The sequence below is a fragment of the Nocardia nepalensis genome, assembly GCF_048910785.1.
Classification (GTDB): domain Bacteria; phylum Actinomycetota; class Actinomycetes; order Mycobacteriales; family Mycobacteriaceae; genus Nocardia; species Nocardia nepalensis.
On the sequence record NZ_JBKBET010000005.1, the window covers coordinates 148,576 to 168,816 of the forward strand.

At 67.6% G+C, this 20,241-nt stretch carries 16 protein-coding genes; 8 read left to right on the forward strand and 8 right to left on the reverse strand.

Translation table 11 applies throughout. The annotated features are described in order from the left end of the window. The first annotated feature begins 288 nt into the window (after window positions 1-288). A complete protein-coding gene (locus ACHQ4I_RS05005) occupies window positions 289-933 on the forward strand; it encodes a LysE family translocator (RefSeq protein WP_420770483.1) in 645 nt (214 codons plus the stop codon). 111 nt (window positions 934-1,044) lie between these two features. Then, window positions 1,045-1,731: a trimeric intracellular cation channel family protein gene (locus ACHQ4I_RS05010; protein WP_420770484.1), complete on the forward strand. Its 687-nt coding sequence runs from the start codon at window positions 1,045-1,047 to the stop codon at window positions 1,729-1,731. A 6-nt stretch (window positions 1,732-1,737) separates the two neighbouring features. Here the strand turns inward: ACHQ4I_RS05010 and ACHQ4I_RS05015 are convergent, their stop codons facing one another. After that, window positions 1,738-2,916, reverse strand: a complete 1,179-nt coding sequence (locus ACHQ4I_RS05015; protein ID WP_420770485.1) for a pyridoxal phosphate-dependent aminotransferase — start codon at window positions 2,914-2,916, stop codon at window positions 1,738-1,740. A gap of 174 nt (window positions 2,917-3,090) precedes the next feature. Between ACHQ4I_RS05015 and ACHQ4I_RS05020 the strand changes: the two genes are divergently transcribed. After that, entirely contained in the window at window positions 3,091-3,294 is a 204-nt protein-coding gene (locus tag ACHQ4I_RS05020) for a hypothetical protein (protein WP_420770486.1), read from the forward strand. Window positions 3,295-3,343: 49 nt separating this feature from the next. Here the strand turns inward: ACHQ4I_RS05020 and ACHQ4I_RS05025 are convergent, their stop codons facing one another. Further along, window positions 3,344-4,264: a sigma-70 family RNA polymerase sigma factor gene (locus ACHQ4I_RS05025; RefSeq protein WP_420770487.1), complete on the reverse strand. Its 921-nt coding sequence runs from the start codon at window positions 4,262-4,264 to the stop codon at window positions 3,344-3,346. A 106-nt stretch (window positions 4,265-4,370) separates the two neighbouring features. Here ACHQ4I_RS05025 and ACHQ4I_RS05030 point away from each other — a divergent pair, with 106 nt between their 5' ends. Further along, a complete protein-coding gene (locus ACHQ4I_RS05030) occupies window positions 4,371-4,940 on the forward strand; it encodes a GNAT family N-acetyltransferase (protein ID WP_420770488.1) in 570 nt (189 codons plus the stop codon). A gap of 44 nt (window positions 4,941-4,984) precedes the next feature. Beyond that, window positions 4,985-5,539: an SAM-dependent methyltransferase gene (locus ACHQ4I_RS05035; RefSeq protein ID WP_420770489.1), complete on the forward strand. Its 555-nt coding sequence runs from the start codon at window positions 4,985-4,987 to the stop codon at window positions 5,537-5,539. Window positions 5,540-5,577: 38 nt separating this feature from the next. Here the strand turns inward: ACHQ4I_RS05035 and ACHQ4I_RS05040 are convergent, their stop codons facing one another. The 4 genes from ACHQ4I_RS05040 to ACHQ4I_RS05055 all read right to left on the reverse strand — a co-directional run bounded on the left by ACHQ4I_RS05040 (window position 5,578) and on the right by ACHQ4I_RS05055 (window position 11,954). Beyond that, window positions 5,578-6,669: a 3-deoxy-7-phosphoheptulonate synthase gene (locus ACHQ4I_RS05040; protein ID WP_420770490.1), complete on the reverse strand. Its 1,092-nt coding sequence runs from the start codon at window positions 6,667-6,669 to the stop codon at window positions 5,578-5,580. A 183-nt stretch (window positions 6,670-6,852) separates the two neighbouring features. Next, on the reverse strand, window positions 6,853-7,323 hold the full coding sequence (locus ACHQ4I_RS05045) for a carboxymuconolactone decarboxylase family protein (protein WP_420770491.1): 471 nt from the start codon (window positions 7,321-7,323) through the stop codon (window positions 6,853-6,855). Window positions 7,324-7,472: 149 nt separating this feature from the next. Then, window positions 7,473-8,351: an oxidoreductase gene (locus ACHQ4I_RS05050; protein ID WP_420770492.1), complete on the reverse strand. Its 879-nt coding sequence runs from the start codon at window positions 8,349-8,351 to the stop codon at window positions 7,473-7,475. A gap of 66 nt (window positions 8,352-8,417) precedes the next feature. Next, entirely contained in the window at window positions 8,418-11,954 is a 3,537-nt protein-coding gene (locus ACHQ4I_RS05055; RefSeq protein WP_420770493.1) for a non-ribosomal peptide synthetase, read from the reverse strand. A gap of 137 nt (window positions 11,955-12,091) precedes the next feature. On the opposite strand from ACHQ4I_RS05055, the gene ACHQ4I_RS05060 reads away from it, so the two are divergent. Continuing rightward, window positions 12,092-13,711, forward strand: coding sequence for a (2,3-dihydroxybenzoyl)adenylate synthase (locus ACHQ4I_RS05060; protein WP_420770494.1), 1,620 nt, complete (start codon window positions 12,092-12,094; stop codon window positions 13,709-13,711). Window positions 13,712-13,834: 123 nt separating this feature from the next. Here ACHQ4I_RS05060 and nbtS read toward each other — a convergent pair whose 3' ends face one another. Then, a complete protein-coding gene (nbtS, locus tag ACHQ4I_RS05065; protein ID WP_420770495.1) occupies window positions 13,835-15,145 on the reverse strand; it encodes a nocobactin biosynthesis salicylate synthase NbtS in 1,311 nt (436 codons plus the stop codon). 104 nt (window positions 15,146-15,249) lie between these two features. Next, window positions 15,250-16,014, reverse strand: a complete 765-nt coding sequence (locus tag ACHQ4I_RS05070) for a DUF2127 domain-containing protein (protein ID WP_420770496.1) — start codon at window positions 16,012-16,014, stop codon at window positions 15,250-15,252. Between the two features lie 212 nt (window positions 16,015-16,226). Between ACHQ4I_RS05070 and ACHQ4I_RS05075 the strand changes: the two genes are divergently transcribed. Further along, window positions 16,227-18,680, forward strand: a complete 2,454-nt coding sequence (locus tag ACHQ4I_RS05075; protein ID WP_420770497.1) for a glycerol-3-phosphate 1-O-acyltransferase — start codon at window positions 16,227-16,229, stop codon at window positions 18,678-18,680. After that, window positions 18,680-20,155, forward strand: coding sequence for an HAD-IB family hydrolase (locus ACHQ4I_RS05080; protein WP_420770498.1), 1,476 nt, complete (start codon window positions 18,680-18,682; stop codon window positions 20,153-20,155). The genes ACHQ4I_RS05075 and ACHQ4I_RS05080 overlap by 1 nt, the downstream gene beginning before the upstream one ends. Window positions 20,156-20,241: the final 86 nt, after the last annotated feature.

The following is a 20,241-nucleotide window of genomic DNA, read 5'->3' on the forward strand; positions in this document are numbered from 1 at the left end:
TCGGCTCCGCCGCGACCGCAGGTGCTGTGCCTATGGTTCCCTCGCTACGCTCGCTCACGATCTCTCCTCGTATACCGCGATCGGGATCCGATCGCGCGTGCGACTTCGGCCCATTGTTCCCGACACCACCGACAATCCGGCGGGTAGCGGGCCATGCCGACGGGTGCGGTGCTCACATCGGCCTCGGTACTACAGCGTCTGGGCCGCCGGTTTTGTTCCGACGGCGCCAGGCCAGCGGCGCTCGACTGGACCGCGACGGGGACGGGGTCGGCGGGTGAGGATCGGGCCATGATCGATAACGCGGCGATTCTGGGAGTGGCGGCGGCTGCGCTGGGAATGGTGCTGACGCCGGGGCCGAACATGATGTATCTGGTTTCGCGCAGCGTTTCACAAGGTCGGCGGGCCGGATTGGTCTCGCTCGGGGGTGTGGCGGCCGGGTTCGCGGTATATCTGGCGGCGGCCACGGCGGGGATCACCGCGGTGTTCGCGGTGGTCCCGGGGCTGTATCTGGCCGTGAAACTAGCGGGGGCGGGATATCTGCTGTGGCTGGCCTGGCAGGCGGTACGGCCCGGTGGGACCTCGGTATTCGCGCCCGCCGAACTGCCATCGGATCCGACCCGGCGGTTGTTCACCATGGGACTGGTCACCAATCTGCTGAATCCGAAGATCGCGATCATGTACATGGCGCTGATTCCGCAGTTCGTCGCGCCCGAGCACGGGCGGGTGTGGTTGCAGAGCCTGTGCCTCGGGTCGGTGCAGATCGCGGTGGGGTTGTCGGTGGACGCGCTGATCGTGCTCGGGGCGGGCGGGATCGCCGCCTTCCTGACCGGTCGGCCGCTGTGGCTGCGAATCCAGCGCTACGTCACGGGCACGATGCTCGGCGGGATCGCCGTGCTGGTCGCCGCCGACCGCGCCCGCCCGATGCCCGCCTGACAGGTGTGACCTCCTGAGGCGTCGCGGCGGCGTCAAGGGTGTGGCGGAGTTCATAGCACCCCGTCGTGCAACCCTGCTCCAGCAGGAGTGCACGTGGAAGGGAGCGGATGGATGGGTGCCGGTCTGGATGTCATGGCGACGCAGCTCGACTCGGCGGTGACCGCCGCCCAGCGGACCGGCGAGCTGCTGGGAGTCGTCGCGTTCGCGACCTCCGGTGCGCTGCTCGCCGTCCGCAAGAACCTCGATATCTTCGGGATGGCGGTGCTCGCGTGCAGCACCGCGCTCGGTGGCGGCGTCATCCGTGATCTGCTCATCGGCCGCACCCCGCCCGCCGCGTTCACCGACCTGACGTTCCTGTGCGCCTCCCTACTGACCACGCTTGTCATCTTCTTCCGGCATCCGCCGAGCAGGCTGACCAGGGGCCCACTCGAGATCGCCGATACGGTGGGCCTCGGCCTGTTCTGTGTCACGGGAACCGTGGTCGCCTACACCCACGGCACCGGCGCCCCGACCGCCGCACTGCTCGGCATGGTTACCGCCATCGGCGGCGGTGTGATCCGGGACGTGCTCAGCGGACAGGTGCCCAGCGTGCTGCGTCCGGATCAGGAGTTGTACGCGGTGCCCGCCCTTTTCGGCTCGATAACCACCGCCGCGCTTCTACACTTCGGCGCCTATCGCGCCTGGACCGGCTTTCTCGCCGCGCTCGTCGCGATTGTGGTTCGACTCCTCGCGCGTCGCTTCCAATGGCGCGCGCCCCAGGCCAGGCACATCACCCATCCCAGAGAAACCACCGACTGAGCCAGCTCAGCCGACCCGCACACCCGCGCGGAGTCGGCGCACGCCCTCGTCGAGGGTTTCGTCGCGTTTGCAGAATGTGAAGCGCACCAGGTGATTCCACGCCTGCGCGTGATCGGCGAAGACGCTGATCGGCACGGCCGCGACGCCGAGGCGAGACGGGAGCTCCCGGCAGAAGGCCAGGCCGTCGGTCGCGCCCATCGGCGTGATATCCGCGCAGATGAAATAGCCACCCGCGCTCTCCCGCACCCCGAAACCGGTGTCCTTGAGCGCGGCAGCGAGCCGGAGTCGCTTATCCGATAGCGCGTCTCGCAGTCCGGCGACCCAGCCGAGTTCATTGTTCAGCGCGTGCGCGACGGCAGGTTGGAACGGCCCGCCCGCCACGAAGGTCATGAACTGTTTGGCCGCGAGCACACCGTCTATGAGATCCGCAGGGCCACAGGCCCAGCCGGTCTTCCAGCCGGTGACGTTGAAAGTCTTTGCCGCGCTGGACACCACGATGGTGCGCTCGGCCATACCGGGCAGGGTGGCGAGGCTGATGTGCTCGTTGCCGTCGTAGACGAGATGTTCGTAGACCTCGTCGGTGAGCACCAATAGGTCGTGCTCGCAGGCGATTTCGGCGATCGCCGTCAGATCGGCGCGGTCGAGTACGGTACCGGTCGGGTTGTGCGGTGAATTGACGATCAACATCTTGGTCGCGGGCGTAATGGCCGCGCGCAGGCTGTCCAGGTCGAGGACGAAGCGGTCACCGTCGGCGACGAGGTGGGCCGTGCGCCGCCGCGCCCCGGCCAGTGCGACCGCGGCCGCGTAGGAGTCGTAATAGGGCTCGATCAGCACGACCTCCCGGCCGGGTTCCACCAGCCCGAGCACGGCGGCGCTGATCGCCTCCGTGGCCCCGACGGTGACCAGCACCTGGGTGTCCGGGTCGTAGTGGGTGCCGTAGCGGCGTGCCCGGTCGGCGGCGATGGCGTGGCGCAGGATCGGCATGCCGCGCCCGGGCGGGTACTGGTTCAGTCCGTCGGCGATGGCCTGGCGCGCGACCTCGAGCATGCCAGCGGGACCGTCGGTGTCCGGAAATCCCTGCCCCAGATTGACCGCGTCGTGGCGGACGGCTAATTCGGTCATCTCCGCGAAGATCGTGGAGGCAAAAGGGCGCAGGCGAGCGACGGTCGCGGATTGCGAGGACATATCCGGAGCGTAGCTCAGCGATCGCTATTGTTGCCATTAGATAGCGAACGGCTATGTTTCACTTTTGAATTAGGCTCTCTACCTGCATGGTTGTGCGTTTTCCCAACGGCGGCTAGCCTCGCCGTGTTCTACCTCACAAACCGCTCACAAGGCGGTAGCTCGAAAGGGGCGCTGATGGCCTCGTATCTGGACCTGGTACTGAATCCGGCCACGTCGGAGGTCGCCGGAACCGTACTGGGTTTCCTCCGAAATGTCGCACACGAGCTGATCTCCGGATTCGGCTCCTCCACCGGCGACTGGTTCAACGGCTCATCGACCGGCAATAGCGGCACCGGATCGTCCACCGGGAACTGGTTCCTGGGCTCCTCCACGCCGTAGCCCACCGGCGGTGTCAGGCCTGGCGATGAGGGCACGGCCTGGCACCGCCTCAGCCGAGGCGGACCCGGGACAGCTTTTCCGGATTCGCGAGATCGTAGGCGCCGCAGACCAATCCGTCGCGAACGGCGAATCCGACGACGCGGGCCGGACCGTCGAGGCGACCGTACCCCGGGGCGACCCGATGCACTACCAAACCCAATTGCCCATTGACCGTGGCGAATTCGTATTCCAGCGTCGGCTCCGACGAGCCATCCATCCCGTGCTTGCGTATCAGTCCGAGCAGGAAGCGGGCGACCTTATCCGCGCCGCCGATGACATTGACCGCAGTGGATGTGGCGCCATTGGCATCGCCGATCATCACCGCATCCGGATGCAGCGCAGCGGTTACCGCGCCGATATCACCGGCGGCCAGCGCATCCACGAACTTCCGCACCGCGGCCGCGTGTTCGACATCCGGCGTGGGCGGCGGGGCCTGTGCGACGGACTTCCTGGCCCGCACCGCCAGCTGACGCGCCGCCTCCACCGAAACGCCCAGGATTTCCGCGATTTCGTCGAAGGGCACCGAAAGTCCGTCGTGCAGTACGAATGCCACGCGCTGTGGCGGCGTCAGACTTTCCAACACCACCATGGCGGCGAGGCTGCATTCCTGTTTGCGAACCACCGCATCCAACGGATCCGGCGTGCTCGACGGCGTAATGCCGGTCACAATGGGTTCCGGAAGCCACTGCCCCACATAGCTTTCCCGACGCACCGCGGCACTGCGCAAGCGGTCCAGGCAGATTCGGCCGACCACGGTGGTCAGCCAGGCCCGCAGATCCTCGATCTCGGATTGATGCGTACCCGCCAGCCGCAGCCAACTCTCCTGCACCGCGTCCTCGGCGTCGCCCGCGCTGCCCGTCAGCCGGTATGCGACCGAGAGCAGATGCGCCCGATGCGATTCGAACAGGTCGGCGAGAAGAGCGGAAACCATCGGGCCGATTCTACGGTCTGTGAGATCGCCGCTTGACCTCGGGCCGGACCGGCCGTCATGCGAAATCCGAATGAGCCGACCGGGAGTCGCATGACACGATGCTCCCATGGAGGATCATCCGCTATCCGACGGAACAGTCTGGCTGTCGCGGCCGACCGAGGCCGATATCGACGATATCGTCGAATGCTGCCAGGAGCCGACCATCGCCGAGTGGGTGACGATTCCGGTGCCGTATGACCGGGAGAACGCCGAGGCCTTCGTCAACGAGATTGTCGGGCCGGGCTGGGCCGCCCGCAGCCCTACCTGGGCGCTGCGGCAGCGCGCCGACGGTCCGGTCGTCGGCATGATCAGCCTGGAAGCACGCGACGAATCGGCATCGGAGATCGGCTTCTGGCTGATGCCCGCACAACGCGGACGCGGGCTGATGTCGCGTGCGATCGCCCTGGTGTGCGAATTCGGTTTCGATCCGGACGGATTGTCTCTCGCGCGGATCGGCTGGCGCGCGTTCGTGGGTAACCACGCCTCGGCCGCGGTGATCCGCCGCAACGGGTTTCACTACGAGGGCATGGCGCGGCTCGGCAGCACACAACGCGGCGTCCGCCGCGACACCTGGCTCGCGGGGCGGCTGGCGACGGATCCGCGCGGCCCGGCCACGGATTGGCCGCCCGGGATCTGACCGAACCACCGACCACCCCACCGCAACCGTCGTAGATTGCGGATATGCCGGCTGATACCCGATTCGACTGGATCGCCGAAACCATGCACGTGCGGCCCGACGACCGGATCCTGGAGATCGGTCCCGGCTCCAGTGATTCGATCGCATACCTGGCCGCGCGGCTGGACCGCGGCCGGATCGTCGGCGTCGACCGCTCGGCAACGGCGATCGCCCGCGCGGCGAAACGCCATGCCGCCCTGATCGATTGCGGCAAGGTCCACCTGCTGCACGCCGGATTGGACAAGCTCGACCGCGGCCGGGTGCTCGCCGAGATCGAACCGGCCACCGGCGGATTCGACAAGGTCGTCGCGGTCAACGTGAACATGTTCTGGACCAAACGCCCCACCGCCGAACTGGCCCTGATCCGGCAGGTGCTCGCGCCCGACGGCACGCTGTACCTGTTCTATGGATACGGCCAACCAGGCGGGCACACCAGCGCCAGCCCCAAACCGGCGCCAGGACACCTCATCGACTATCTGGCCACCGCGGGCTTCGACGGCGCCACCGTGTCCTCCGGCGATATTCTCGGCATCGTCGCCAAACCGCGCCGAAATCCGTAGCCGCGCCCCGGCTTTCACCGGGGCGGCAGGCTTGGATATCAGCGGTTGCGGCGCTGCCGCACGGCATCGGCGAGGCGGTCGAGCTGGGCGGCCGTGGTATCCCAATCGATGCAGGCATCGGTGATGGACTGGCCGTAGGTCAGCGCGTCGGCGTGCCCGAGGGTCAGATCCTGGCGGCCCGCGACCAGGAAGCTCTCCAGCATCACCCCGACCACGCCCGGTTCACCCGCAGCCAGCCGGCCCGCGATATCGGTGACCACGTCGACCTGCTTGTTGTGATCCTTATTGCTATTGCCGTGGCTGGCGTCGACCACGATCCGCTGCGGCAGCGAAGCCTTCTCCAACCGGATGCAGGCCTCGGCGACCGAGGCGGCGTCGTAGTTCGGGCCGTTGCTGCCGCCGCGCAGGATCACATGGCAGTCCGGATTGCCGGTGGTGCGGATCAGCGCCGAGCGACCGTCGAGGTCGGTGCCGGGGAACACGTGGCTCGCGGCGGCGGCGCGGACACCGTCGACGGCCACCTGCACATCGCCGTCGGTGCCGTTCTTGATGCCGACCGGCATGGACAGCGCACTGCTCAGCTGGCGGTGCACCTGACTGGCCGCGGTGCGCGCGCCGATGGCGCCGTAGGAGACCAGATCCGCGATGTACTGCGGGGTGATCGGGTCGAGGAATTCACAGGCCACCGGCAGGCCGAGCGCGGTGATATCGACCAGCACCTTGCGGCCGATGCCCAGGCCGGTGTTGACGTCGAAGGAACCGTCCAGGTGCGGATCGTTGATCAGCCCCTTCCAGCCCAGGGTGGTGCGCGGCTTCTCGAAGTACACCCGCATCACCACATGCAGCCGGTCGTTCAACTCGGCCGACTTGGCGGCGAGACGACGGGCGTAGTCCAGCGCGGCGGCGGGATCGTGCACCGAACACGGCCCGACGATCACCATCAGGCGATCGTCGGTGCCGTTGAGCACATCGACGGTGGCTTTGCGACCGGCACGGACCACGTCGGCCAGCGGATCGGTGATCCGGTGGACCTGACGCACCTCCGCAGGTGAGCGCAATGGGCTCACGCTGAGGGTGCGTTGATCATCCAGATCGGAATGCCGCGCGTCGACGTCGGCTGCGGTAGTCATCGTTGGTGGGTTCCTTTACTTCAAGGCCGACCCACGGGATGTCGAACCCGTCGAGCCGGTCATCATCCGGCTCGGGGTGGAGGTGAAGTCAGCGCGTGTGGTTGCCGCAGACCGGCCCACCCAGGGCCGGGTTGCTAAACCAGAAATAGACGCGCTGCACGTCGGCCACTGTAGCAGAGGGGTTCACCCCCACTGACCGGGGACGTAATCACCGGCCGGAGTCCGGGCGATGACGTTCATCCGGTTCCACGCGTTGATCATGGCGATGGCGGCGATGAGGGCCGCGGTCTGGTCGTCGTCGTAGTGCTTGCGCACCTGCGCCCAGGTCTCGTCGCTGACGCTGCGGCCGTCGCCGATCCGGGTGGCCTCCTCGGTGAGGGCGAGGGCGGCGCGCTCGGCATCGGTGAAGACGGTGGCCTCGTGCCAGGCGGCGACGAGGTTGAGCCGCACCGAGGTTTCGCCCGCGTGTGCGGCGTCCTTGGTGTGCATATCGGTGCAGTAGCCGCAGCCGTTGATCTGGCTGGCGCGGATCTTGACCAGTTCGTAGGTGGCGGCGGGCAGGCCGGATCCGTCGACGACCTTGCCCGCGGTGTTGAGGCGCTTGACGAAGCTGCCGCCGACCGGGTTGGCGTGGAAGTTGAAGCGCTGTTCCATGATCTGTGCCTTTCCATTCGGTTGGGTTCACAGAGACGACGACGCGGTGAGGCGAGGTGTGACATCACCGAATGTGATGTGAGTCACGGGTGTTCACGGCGCTGGCAAACGGATTCGGCTGGGCGTCGTGCTTCCTGGACGTCCGTCGCTTATTTCCCGAAGTTGTATGTGACGCCGGTCAGCTTCTCCGACAGCTCCCACAGGCCGCGCGCGACCTCCTCGTCCTTGGACGCCGCAGTCGAACCGGAGGGCCCCGGGTAGCCGCGCATGCCGCCCCAGCCGTCCGGACCATAGAACGCGCCCGGCTCGACCTGCTCGGTGGCCGCGTAAATCTCGGGCAGCGCACCCATTTCGGCGCTCTGCGCCAGCAGCCGGTTGCCCAGCGCCATGATCGAGTCCAGGATGGATTCGGTGTGTGACTGGAGATCCGTTGCGGCATAACCGGGATGGGCGGCCACCGAGATCTTGGACGAACCCGCCGCGGTGAGCTTGCGCTGCAATTCGTAGGCGAACATCAGGTTGGCCAGCTTGGCCTGACCATAGGCGGGCCAGCGCTGGTACTTGCGGCGCTCCCAGTTCAGGTCGTCGAGATCGATCTTCCCGACCCGATGCGCACCGCTGGACACGGTGACCACCCGATCCGAAATCTTGTCCAGCAGTAGCCCGGTCAGCGCGAAATGTCCGAGATGGTTTGTGCCGATCTGCATTTCGAAACCGTCGGCGGTGCGCCGCTCCGGCACTGCCATCACTCCGGCGTTATTGATCAGCACATCGAGCCGGTCCACCCCATCGGCGAACTCCCGTACCGAGGCCAGGTCCGCGAGATCGAGTTTGCGCACCGAGGCCCGCTCCCCGATCTCCCCGGCCACCCGCTCAGCCTTGGCCACATTCCGACAGGCCAGGATCACCTGCGCACCGGCCCCCGCCAGCGCCCGCGCGGTCGCCGCCCCCAGCCCACTATTCGCGCCGGTGACGATGATCGTGCGGCCGCTCTGGTCGGGAATGTCGGAAGTATCCCACCTGCTCATACCGGGAAGTCTAGTCCTGGACGGGGTGCGGCTCATCCGCTTCGACCCGCCCGCGAGCCGCCACCGTCAAACCTGGGCCAGCACCTCGTCGTCGCTCATCGCGGCCACCTCCAGATACATCTCGGCGACGGCCTCCAGCCTCCCGGCAGCGCCCTTGTCGGCCTCGCGGTCGAGCAGGCGCGCGGCCAGGCCCGCCACCGTGCGGGCGGTGAAGAGGTCGGCGACGATCGCGTCCGGTGCGTCCAGCCACTCGCGGACGCGGGCGATCACCGCCGTGCCGAGGACGGAGTCACCGCCGAGGGCGAAGAAGTCGTCCGTGGCCCCGACCCGTGCGGTGTCCAGGACCGTGCCGACGATATCGGCGAGTGCGCGTTCCAGGTCGGTGCGCGGATCGACGAATTCGACTGCGTCATCGGCGCGTTCGAGTACCGCGCGCACGGCCTTGCGGTCCGGTTTGGCATTCGAGGTCAGCGGCAGTTCCGCGAGAACTTCCAGGCGCGTCGGAATCATGTAGGCGGGCAACAGCTCCGCCACGGCCGCGCGTACCGCCTCCGGGACGAGCTCGGTATTCGCCTCGGGGACAAGGGCGGCCACGAGTTTCGGCGCGGCGGAGCCGACTACGGCGGCAATGGCGTGACGGACGCCCGGAACCTGGCGCAGCGCGCTCTCGACCTCACCGAGTTCCACCCGGTAGCCGCGGATCTTGACCTGGTGATCGGCGCGGCCGAGGAATTCCAGTGCGCCATCGGGCAGGTAGCGGGCCAGGTCGCCGGTGCGGTACCAGCGCATACCGTCGTGCACGACGAAGCGTTCGGCGGTGCGTTCCGGATCGCCGCGATAGCCCGCCGCGACGCCGTCGCCGCCGATCCACAGTTCACCGGTCACCCAGTCGGGGCAGTCGTGGCCGGTGGGGCCGACGACGCGGCACCGCACATTGCGCAGCGGCGTGCCGTAGGGGACGGCGGTCCATGCCGCGGGCACCGCGCCGTCGACGACCTCGCAGATGGTGGAGTGGATGGCGGTTTCGGTGGCGCCGCCGAGCCCGGCGAAGCGCGCGGCGGGTGCCACGGCATCGAGGCGGCCGGGCAGGGCGATATCGACCCGATCACCGCCGAGGATGACCATCCGCAGCGACCCGAGCGGCGCACCGGCGGCCGCGGTGAGCAGCATGTCGAGCAAGCTGGGCACGCAGTTGAGCACCGAAACCTGGTGGCGGCGAATCAGTTCCACCCAGGTCGCCGGTTCACCGCGCTGCGCGTCATCGACCGCGACCACCGCGCCGCCCGCGCTGAGCAGGCCGAAGATGTCGTACACCGATAGGTCGAACTCCAGTGCCGAGAGGGCGAGTACGCGATCGGCGGCGTCGAGCTCGAAGCGTTCGTTCAGGTCGTCGATGGTGTTCATGGCCGCGCGGTGCGGCACCTGCACGCCCTTGGGCTTACCGGTCGAACCGGAGGTGAACAGGACGTAGGCGATGGCTTCCGGATCGCCGAAGATGGGGCGCGCCAATGGTTTCGAATAGGCGCGGGCTTCGGCCAATGCGAGGGTACGGATCTGCGGGATCTCGTCATCGCCGACGGTCAGGGCGGCGACGGCATTACCGGTGCGCAGGATCTCCGCGCGCCGGGCCGCGGGTTGGTCGAAGCCGATCGGTACGTAGACCGCGCCCGCGGCCAGCACACCGAGGGTCGCCACCACCTGGTCCGGCCCCTTCGGCAGCTGTACCGCGACCGAATCACCGGGCAGCACACCGGCATCGCGCAGCGCACCGGCGACGGCAAGCGCCTCGGCGGCGAGCTTGCCATAGGAGGCGACGCCGCCCGGTTCCCAGATCAGCGCGGGTGCATCGGGATTCGTCGCGGCATTGGCGAAAAAGCCGGTGTGCAACAGCCGTCCGCTGACGGGTCCGGCGGTGGCGTTGACCCGGGCACGGGTTTCCGCCTGCTCCAAGGGAATCCGCAGCGCTGCCTCGGCATCCCATCCGGCCGACGACATCTCGCCCGATCCGAGGTCCCCGGCCAGCCGCATGATGGCGTCGATGTAGCGCGCGAACATCGCCTCGATCACGCCCGCGGGAAAGGCGGATTCGCGGACATCCCAGTTCAGCAGCAGTCCACCGTGCACCTCGGTGATCTGCGCGTCGAGCAGCACCTGCGGGCCCTGCGAGATGATCCAGACCGGATCGCCGAAGGTCTCGGTCACCGTGTCGGCGAACAATTCACCGAGATTCAGCGCGCTGGTGTAGACAATCGGCGCGAGGACCGGTTCGCCGCGCTGCCGCCCGAGGTCGCGCAGCACCTCCAGTCCCGAGTAGGCGGTATGCGCACCCGCCGCATGCAGATTCGCCTGCAGCGCCCGCGCGCGTTCGGTGACGGTCGCCGGTTCGGTCACATCGACCTCGAGCAGCACCGAGGAGGTGAAGTCGCCGACCACCCCGTCGATCTCCGGATGCACCGGTTCCCGGTGGAACAGCGGCAGATTCAGCAGGAACCGACGCTGCGCCGACCAGCCGCCAATGGTTTCGGCGAAGACCGACGCCAGTGCCATCGCCGGTGTGATGCCGCGGGCGTGCGCGGCCTCGAATACCCGCGTCTTCGCCTCGGGTGCGAGCCAGCGGTGGTGCCGCACGGTACGGCTCGCTCCCGAAACCGCCGACGCCTGTGGCAGTTCCGGCGCGCCGGGCAGTTCGGGCAGCCGCTGCTGCCACCACTGCCGATCCCGCTCGTGTTCGGCGCCGGTCCCGCTCGGGTTCTCCGCGAGGTAGCGCCGGAATGTATAGGTCTGCGGCGGTAGCGATTCGCCGTGATAGAGCCGAGCCAGATCGCTGATCAGAATGCGGTAGCTCATCGCATCGGCCGCGAGCATGTCGACATCGAGGTGCAGCCGGGTCCGGCCGTCCGCCAATAGCGTCAAGGCGATATCGATGACCTGACCGTCCTCGACCGCCATCCGCTGATGAGTTCTGTTGTCCCGCAGCTGCTCCAGCCTGCGCTCCACCTCATCCGACGGTAGATCACGAAGATCGGTGCAGGTCCACACCGAGCGACGCGGCCGAGCCATGGTCTGCTGTGTGCCATCCGGGAGGAATCGCGTGCGCAGCATCGGATGCCGCCGCACTAGCGCATCGACGGCCCGCTCGAGCCGTGCGGGATCGACTCCCGCACCGTCGAATTCGACATACAGATGTGCCGCGACGCCACCGAGTTCGTGGGACTCGGAGCGCCCGATCCAATAGGCGTGCTGCATCGGCGCGAGCGCAAAGGGAGTTTCGTCCTCGGCCCGATCCCCCGCCGCACCCGCATCGCCCGACCGCACATCCCCCGCATCGCCCCGCTGAGCTCCCGCGGATCCGCCGAGCAGCTCATGCCACCCGTCGACCGTCGGATTCGCCGCCAACAGCGCGAAGTTGATATCGATACCCCGCTTACGCCAGCCACCCGCGAGTTTCATGGTGCGGATGGAGTCCAGCCCCAACTGGATCAGATCATCGCCGTCGGCGATCGTCTCGACGGATATGTCGAGCTGCTTCGCGATCGCGGCGCGGATTTCCTCGCGGTCGATTGTCGTCCCCGCCCCGTTCCCCGGTCGCTGTGCTGGCTCCATCTGGCGCTGTCACTCCTTGGTCGCCGCCGCATCCGGCGGATCGAGACTGCTCGGCGGTAGCCTATCGCACTGATATAGGGTTGCCTAACCTATGTTACGAGACCCTAATCATGCGGTAGATCACTGTGAGGCAGCCCGTGACTTCGACATCCACCTCGCCCACCCATCGCGACGGCTACGTCCCCTTTCCGACCGCCGATGCCGAGGCCTATCGCGCGGCCGGTTACTGGACCGGCCGACCGCTCGGCGACCTGTTGCGCGCGACGGCGACCCAGCACCCGCACCGAACCGCATTGCTCGATGCCAGTGGCGCGCGCGGCTACGCGTGGGTGGACGCCGAGGCCGACCGAATGGCGCACGGCCTGCTCGCACTCGGGATCGAGCCGGGCGACCGGGTGGTCGTGCAACTGCCGAATGTGCCGGAATTCCTGACCGTCCTGTTCGGATTGCTACGCGCCGGCATCATTCCCGTATTGACCCTGCCCGCCCACCGCCGCGCCGAAATCGAGCATCTGGCCGAACTTTCCGAGGCGGTCGCCTACATCGTGGCCGACCGGCTCGGCGACTTCGACTACCGCGAACTGGCCGAAACCGTCCGCGCGGCCGTGCCCACCCTGCGCCATATTCTGGTGCTCGGCGATCCGGGAACCTTCACCGAGCTGAATTCGATTCCCCGCGACGGCGGTGCGCTCCCCGATATCGACCCGAGCGATATCGCGCTGATGCTGGTCTCCGGCGGCACCACCGGCCTGCCGAAGCTGATCGCACGCACCCACGACGACTACGCCTACAACGCCACCGCGAGCGCCGAGATCTGCGGACTGACCGAGGACGACGTCTACCTCGCGACATTGCCCGCCGCGCACAACTTCCCGCTCGCCTGCCCCGGCATCCTCGGCACCGTGGCGGTGGGCGGAGCCGTCGCGTTCACCACCGATCCGAGTCCGGAGAGCGCCTTCGCCGCGATCGCACGCCATCAGGTCACGGTCACCGCGGTCGTGCCACCGCTGGCCCAACTCTGGTGCGCGGCAACCGAATGGGAGGACGCCGAGCTCGGCTCGCTGCGACTACTTCAGGTCGGCGGCGCCCGGCTGGCCGAGGTGAACGCCCGCGAGGTGGAACCAGCGCTGGGCGTTCGACTTCAGCAGGTATTCGGCATGGCCGAGGGCCTGCTCAACTACACCCGCCTCGACGACGCCTACGACCTCGTCTGCACCACCCAGGGCCGCCCGCTCTCCCCCGCCGACGAGATCCGCGTCGTCGATGCCGACGGCAACGATGTCGCCCCGGGCGACGAAGGCGAACTACTCACCAAAGGCCCCTACACAATCCGCGGCTACTACCGCGCCCCCGAACACAACGCCCGCGCCTTCACCCCCGACGGCTACTACCGCTCCGGCGACCTCGTCCGCCGCCTCCCCAGCGGACATCTGATCGTCTCCGGCCGCATCAAGGACGTCATCAACCGCGGCGGCGAGAACGTCTCCTGCGACGAACTCGAGGAACACCTGCTCGCCTACCCGTCCGTGCGGCACGCCGCCGCCGTCGGCCTGCCCGACGCCGCGCTCGGCGAAAAGGTGTGCGCCGTCCTGGTTGTCGACGGCGATATGCCGACTCTCGCGCAGCTCAAGTCGTTCCTGACCGACCGAGGCCTGGCCACCTACAAGCTCCCGGACATCCTGCGCCGCGCCGACTCGCTCCCGATCACCGCCGTCGGGAAGGTCGATAAGAAGGCCCTGCGCGCCAGCCACGGCTGACCGGACGATCGGGGGTGGCGTGAGTCCGAATTACGCCGCCCCCGATCTATACCCGGATGTCGCCGATAACCGGGTTGCCCCAGCAGATATTCGGAGCGCACCTCGATCTTGATGGGTCCGCTCTTACGCCTTGACGATGTAGGGCGCGATGCTGCCCAACTTTTCGCAGGTCTCCTCGAATTCCCGGTCCGGCCGCGACTGCCCGACGATGCCGGCGCCCGCACGCAGCCAGGCGCCCTCGGTGGTCTGATAGACCGCGCGCAGCACCAAAGTGGCCTCCATCGCACCGGACGGCGAAATCGTCACCACGGCCCCGGAATACAGACCGCGCGGCGCGCCGTCGAGCCGGAATACCGAATCCACGCCCTCCCGCTTCGGAATTCCGGAGGCGGTGACCGACGGGAAGAGCACTTCCAGCGCATCCCAACTGGAACGGTCCGCGGCGAGGCGTCCCCGAACCGTCGAGGCCAGATGCTGCACACTGCCGCGTTCGCGCACCGCCATGAAATCGGAGACCGCCGGCGTACCCGGGTCGGCCACCTCGGTGATCTCGGCAAAGGAGGTCTGGACCGAAATCGCGTGCTCCACGATCTCTTTGGGATCGGTGACGAGGTCGGCGCGCGCCGCCATATCGATGGCCGCACCGAGCCCGAAGGCGCGAGTCCCGGCCAGCGGCTCGGTGGTGACCACCCGGTCCTCGTCAACGGCGGCGACCAGTTCCGGACTGAATCCCGCCGCCTCGAGCCCACCGAGGCGCAGCAGGAATGATCGCGCCGGGGTGTTGTTGAGGCGGCCGAGCCGGTAGGTCGCGGGCACATCGACCGCGAACGGCAGATCGACCTTCCTGGACAGAATGACCTTCTGGTAACGGCCGGAACCGATCTCCGCGACCGCCTCGGCGACCCGATCGCGATAACCGGTCGGATCGAGGCGCACGTCGACCGGATGCGCCCGCGGCAGTTCGGTGTCCTGCGAGGCGGCGATGAGCTCGTGAATCTCATCGGCCTCGGCGGGTGTCGCGCCGGTGATCCGGACGCCGAACGCGCCGACGCGCACCTCGATGCGCGGAATCATCAAATGGGCCAGTGCCGTTCGCGGATGCAGATGTGCGGTCGCGTCCAATGCCCATGCGCAGAACTCGAATCCGATCCAGCCGTAGGCCTGTCGCCCACCCAGCGGCAGCGTGCCGAGCGCGCGGTCGATGACGCCGGCCGGACTGCCCTCCCACGCACCGGCGGTACCGCGCCCGTCCCAGACCACGCGCAACTCGTTCGCGTCGAGTTCGACGCTGCCGAGCGGATCCGCGGCGAAAACCCATTCGCCGGGCCGCTCGTACATCACGTATTCGCCGAAGCGCTCGGCCGCGGCCAGCCGGGACATCGCTGCCGCCGGATCGGTCACATACTCAACGCGCAAGCGCTCCGTGGTCGACAACGGTCCTCCAAAAGTTACGCTGACCTAACTCAGGAAAGTAAGGTTAGCATTACCTCGGTAAACCGCTACTGTGCCGACAACCACAGCGACGAACGCGAAAACGGTTACTCCGCAGGCACCGCGAGCGCCGACCGCTCGACGCTCAACAGACTCTCCGTGCTGTGCTCCGCGTGGTACGCGGCCCCGCCGCCGCGCAGTCCGAACAGCCGCTTGCTGTAGATCAGCCAGACCACCGCGGCGATATTGATCAACAGCGCGCCGATGCGCAGCACGGTGATCTTCTCGGTCAACTCGTAGATTTCCAGCGGCAGGAAGATGCTGGTCGCGACGACCGCGAAATACTCACCCCAGCGCTTGACCAACCACAGCCCGACCGCCTCGATCGCCTGCAGCGTCGCGTAGCACAGAATGCCGATACCCACCCACAGCAGCGTCGTATTCGACAGCGAGAACGCCTGATCGATCAGATGCACGATCTTGGATCGGTCGATATCCCACCCGATCTGATCGGCCAGCGGCCGCAGCAGCGGCAGGTCCCGGTCGAAGTCCGCGCGCATGGTCTCGCGCGAGGAGCGGAATTTGAAGACGGCGAGCGCGGCCACCACCAATAGCAGTCCGCGCGCCAACCGCTCGATCGCCAGCGCCCGCATCAGCCACCGGTCCCGCAGCAGTCGCCCGCGCGGCACCTCCGGTGCGTGATCGGCGGGGCCGGAGCCGACCGGTTCGCCCGGCACGAAGGTGCCGCAGCGCAGACACCGCCACGCGACCCCCGCCACGGTCTCCACATGCAAACGATCCGCCAGATCCTGCTCGTCCGGCGCGTAGGTGTAATGGCCGTGCCAGCCGCACGCGCGTAACGCCCAATCCATGCACGCAGCCTAGGCTGATCCTTTCGAGCGACCTGCAAGCAGTCGCTAGCGGCCCCTTTCGAGCGACCTGCAAGCAGTCGCTACGGCGATCACCATCGGTCGCGATCGAAAGCATCGTGTCGGATGCCGCAACGCAACTCGCCCGCCGGAGTTCCTGCGCGGAATCCCGTGGCGGGCTTCAATAGGGGGATCGGCAGTTGCGGAGGAACAGCATGATCGATCAGCGCGGGGATTCGCCCGCTCCGGCTCGAGCCACGGCACCCAAGTCGGTGGTGGCGCTCATCGACGCGGGCTCCGGAGTGGAACGCGAACTCGTCGGCGCCTGGCTCGCCGACGGCGGGATCAAACACGACCTCGGCGTCGACGCACCCATCACCCAGTTGGATCTGGACGCGGGCGCGATCGGCGCGCGGCTGGTCGGGCGGCGCGACGATCCGCTCGTGGTGCCGATCCGGGTGCTGTGGCTACCGCCGGAGCGCGACGGGGTCCGCCGCATCACCTTCGCCGACCTGGCCCTGCTGACCAATCCACGCCAGCCGAATCGCCTGGCGCAACGCCGGTTGGTCGGCTCGCCCGACCGGCATGTGGTGCTCACCGGTCAGCCCGCCCTGCTCAGCGAGCTGCGCGCCAATAATCCGGAGGCGGCGGCCCTGCTCGTCAAGGGCTCCGCCGAACCGTTCGCCCGCGCCATCATGCGCGCCGCGGTGGTCGCGCTGGAACGCGCCGAACGCTCCGTCATCGGCGACCGGTACAAGGTGCCCCGGCTGGTGGCCGAGGAGATCCTGGACTCCCCCGAATTCCTGCGCAGGCTCGAACTCATCGCCGATCAGATCGGCGCCAGTCCGCACGAGGTGTACCGGCGGGCGGAGAAGGCGCTGCGCGAACTCGTGGCCGCGCAGAGCAGGTTGGTCTCGGATCTGTTCACCCAGGCGATGCGCCCGATCCACGCCTCGACCTGGAAGGTGGACTCCGACGACTCCGGTCTGGACGGACTGCGCGCGCTCAACCGCCACTATCCGCTGGTCTTCCTGCCTTCGCACCGGTCCTATGTCGACGCGTTCGTCCTCGGTGATGTGCTGGCCCGCAACGACTTTCCGCCCAATCATGTGATCGGCGGCGCGAATCTGAGCTTCTGGCCGATGGGACCGATCGCCCGACGCACCGGCACCGTATTCATTCGCCGCAGCTTCGGTGACGACGAGGTCTACAAGGCGGTGGTCGAGGAGTACTTCGCCTATCTGCTGGCCAAGCGATTCAATCTGGAGTGGTACTTCGAGGGCGGCCGCACGCGCACCGGAAAGCTGCGCCCGCCGCGCTACGGACTGCTGAATTACCTTGCCTCCGCGGTCCGTTCGAATCGGATCGACGATGTCATGCTCGTCCCGGTGTCGATCACCTATGAGCGGCTCAACGAACTCGGCGCCATCGCCACCGAACAGGTGGGCGGGAAGAAGAAGCCGGAGGGACTGGCCTGGCTGGCGCGTTACGTTCGCAGCCAACAGCATTCGGCCGGACACGTCTACGTGCGCTTCGGTGCGCCGTTGTCGGCGCGCGACCGTCTCGGGGCGTTCGGTGATCCGCTCTGGCCGCCGGCGGTTGTCATTCCGTTGCACCCCACCGAGCGGTCCGAAACCGAGCCGAGCGTTGCGGCGGAGTCGGCCGAGGTCGCCGAGCTGGAGCGAAAGGCGGTGCAGCGGTTGGCCTTCGAGGTCGCCGTTGGCATCAACGCGGTCACTCCGATCACCGTCAACGCGCTGGTCACGCTGGCACTGCTCGGTGTGCACGAGCGCGCGCTCACCCTCGGCGAGGTGCGCACCGTGCTGGCCCCGGTGCTGCGCTACATCGAGAAGCGCGATCTGCCGCGCGGCGAGTTGGCGGCGTTGCGTGATGAGCAGAGCCTCGCGGTCGTGCTCGAGCAGCTCTCGCTGGCCAAGGTGGTGACGGTGTATCGCGGTGGACTGGAACCGGTGTACTCGATCGAAGCGGGTGCGCATCTGGAAGCCGCGTTCTATCGCAATAGCGCGGTGCACTGGTTCATCAACCGCGCCATCCTCGAACTATCCATCCTGGCAGGGTTGGAGACGCGGGCGCCGGATCAGCTGCGGGCCGGATGGGACGAGGCCTTCGAGTTGCGCGACCTGCTGAAGTTCGAATTCTTCTTCCCGGAACGGGCGGAATTCTCGGCGCAGATGACCGCAGAGATGCTGCTGGTCGACCCGGATTGGCACACCCGCACCGCCGAGGACACCCTCGGCGAGGACGTTCTGCACAAGCTCACCGCCTCCGGATTCATGATGGCCCACCGTGCGCTGCGCTCGTTCGTCGACGCGCAGCTGGTGGTGGCCGAGCGGCTGGCGGCCCGCGACAGCGCCGAGGAGATCGATCGCAAGGAATTCATCGACGAATGCGTCGCGGTCGGCAAGCAGATGATGTTGCAGCAGCGGCTGCACAGCCCGGAGTCGGTATCCACCGAATTGTTCACCAGCGCACTGAAACTCGCCGACAACCGCGGCCTGCTGACCAGGGTGAGCCATGATTCGGCCAAGCCGAGGGCCGAATTGACCAAGCGCAGAGTCGAATTCGCCGACCAGCTGCGGACCATCGCCGCCCTGATCGCACAGGCCGCCGCGCTCGACCCGTCCAATCGGCCGGTACTGGGGGCCTGATGGGGGCATCGAGTACCGCGGAGTCGCAGTTCCCAGCGATTCCGGCGGATCTAGCGAGCGCGGTCGCCGCGATCCGATCCGGACCGCAGGGACCGCAGGTCGCCGCGGTCTTCGACTTCGGCGGCACCGTGGTGGACGGCTTCGCACGACCGCCGTGGTGGCGGCGGGTATTCCGGCGCGTGGGAGCCCGAACCGCGGCGGGCACGCTGCTCGGCAGCATCCGCAACGGGCTCACCGACGGCGAATACGGGCGGTTTCTGCAACAGGCCACGCACTCGCTGGCCGACCGGCCGGAAGCCGAACTGGAGCAGTTGGGCGAGCGGCTGTTCCGACGCACCATCTACGGACATCTGTATCCCGAAGCGTGGCAGTTGATCAGGACGCACGAGGCCGCGGGCCATACCCTGGTGCTCATCACCGCGCTGACCAGATTCCAGGTCGAGCCCGCCGCGGCCGCACTCGGTATCGAGCATGTGCTGTACACCCGCATGGCGACGACCGAGGGCGTGCTCACCGGTTATGCCGATGGAAAAACTCTGTGGCGCAATGGCAAAGCCGATGCGGTTCGGGAATTCGCCGCGGCCCACGGCCTGGATATCACTCGCAGCTACGTCTACGCCGACAGCATCGCCGATCTGCCGCTGCTGTCGGTGGTAGGGCATCCGGTGGCGGTCAATCCCGATCACAAGCTCGGTGTCACTGCCGCCGATCAGCATTGGCCGACCATGGACTTCCGTCCCCGGCAACCCCCGCGCCCGAGCGACTATCTGCGCACCATCGCCGGATTCGCCGGACTGCTGGCCGGAGCGGTGTTCGGCGTGCTGACCAAGTCACATACCCGCCAGCGCCGGAAGATGGCCGACGCGCTGATGGCCTATGGCACCGGTGCGACGCTCCGGGCGACCGGGATCCGGCTGCGGATCACCGGAGCGGAAAACGCCCGTGCGCCGCGGCCCGCCGTCTTCCTGTTCAACCATCAGAGCCAATTCGACGTCATCATCGTGCCCAATGTGCTGGCGGGCGGAGTCACCGGCATCGGCAAGAAGGAGCTGACGAAGAATCCGATCTTCGGTCCGCTGATGCGGTTCGTCGGGGTCACCTTCATCGATCGCTCGAACACCACGCAGGCCAAGGCGGCCCTGGCGCCGGTGGTGCATACGTTGCGCGATGGCTTATCGATCGCGGTCTCGCCCGAGGGCACCCGGTCGTATACGCCGGGCGTCGGCCCGTTCAAGAAGGGCGCCTTCCACATCGCGATCCAGGCCGGGGTGCCGGTGATCCCGGTGGTGATCCGCAATGCGGGCGAAATCAACTGGCGCAACTCGATGATCGCACGCAAGGGCACCGTGGATGTCGCCATCCTCGACCCGATCGACGTCAGCGGCTGGGATCCGAACGATTTGGACGACAAGGTCGAAGCCGTCCGGCGGCTCTACCTCGACACCCTGCTGAACTGGCCAGCACCGGACCGCTGAGGGCGTCCCGGGACGAGCGGTCGGACCGGGCACGCCGCGCAGACCCTTTACACCGGCTGCCCGGTCGATAGACGAGGTGCCCGGTC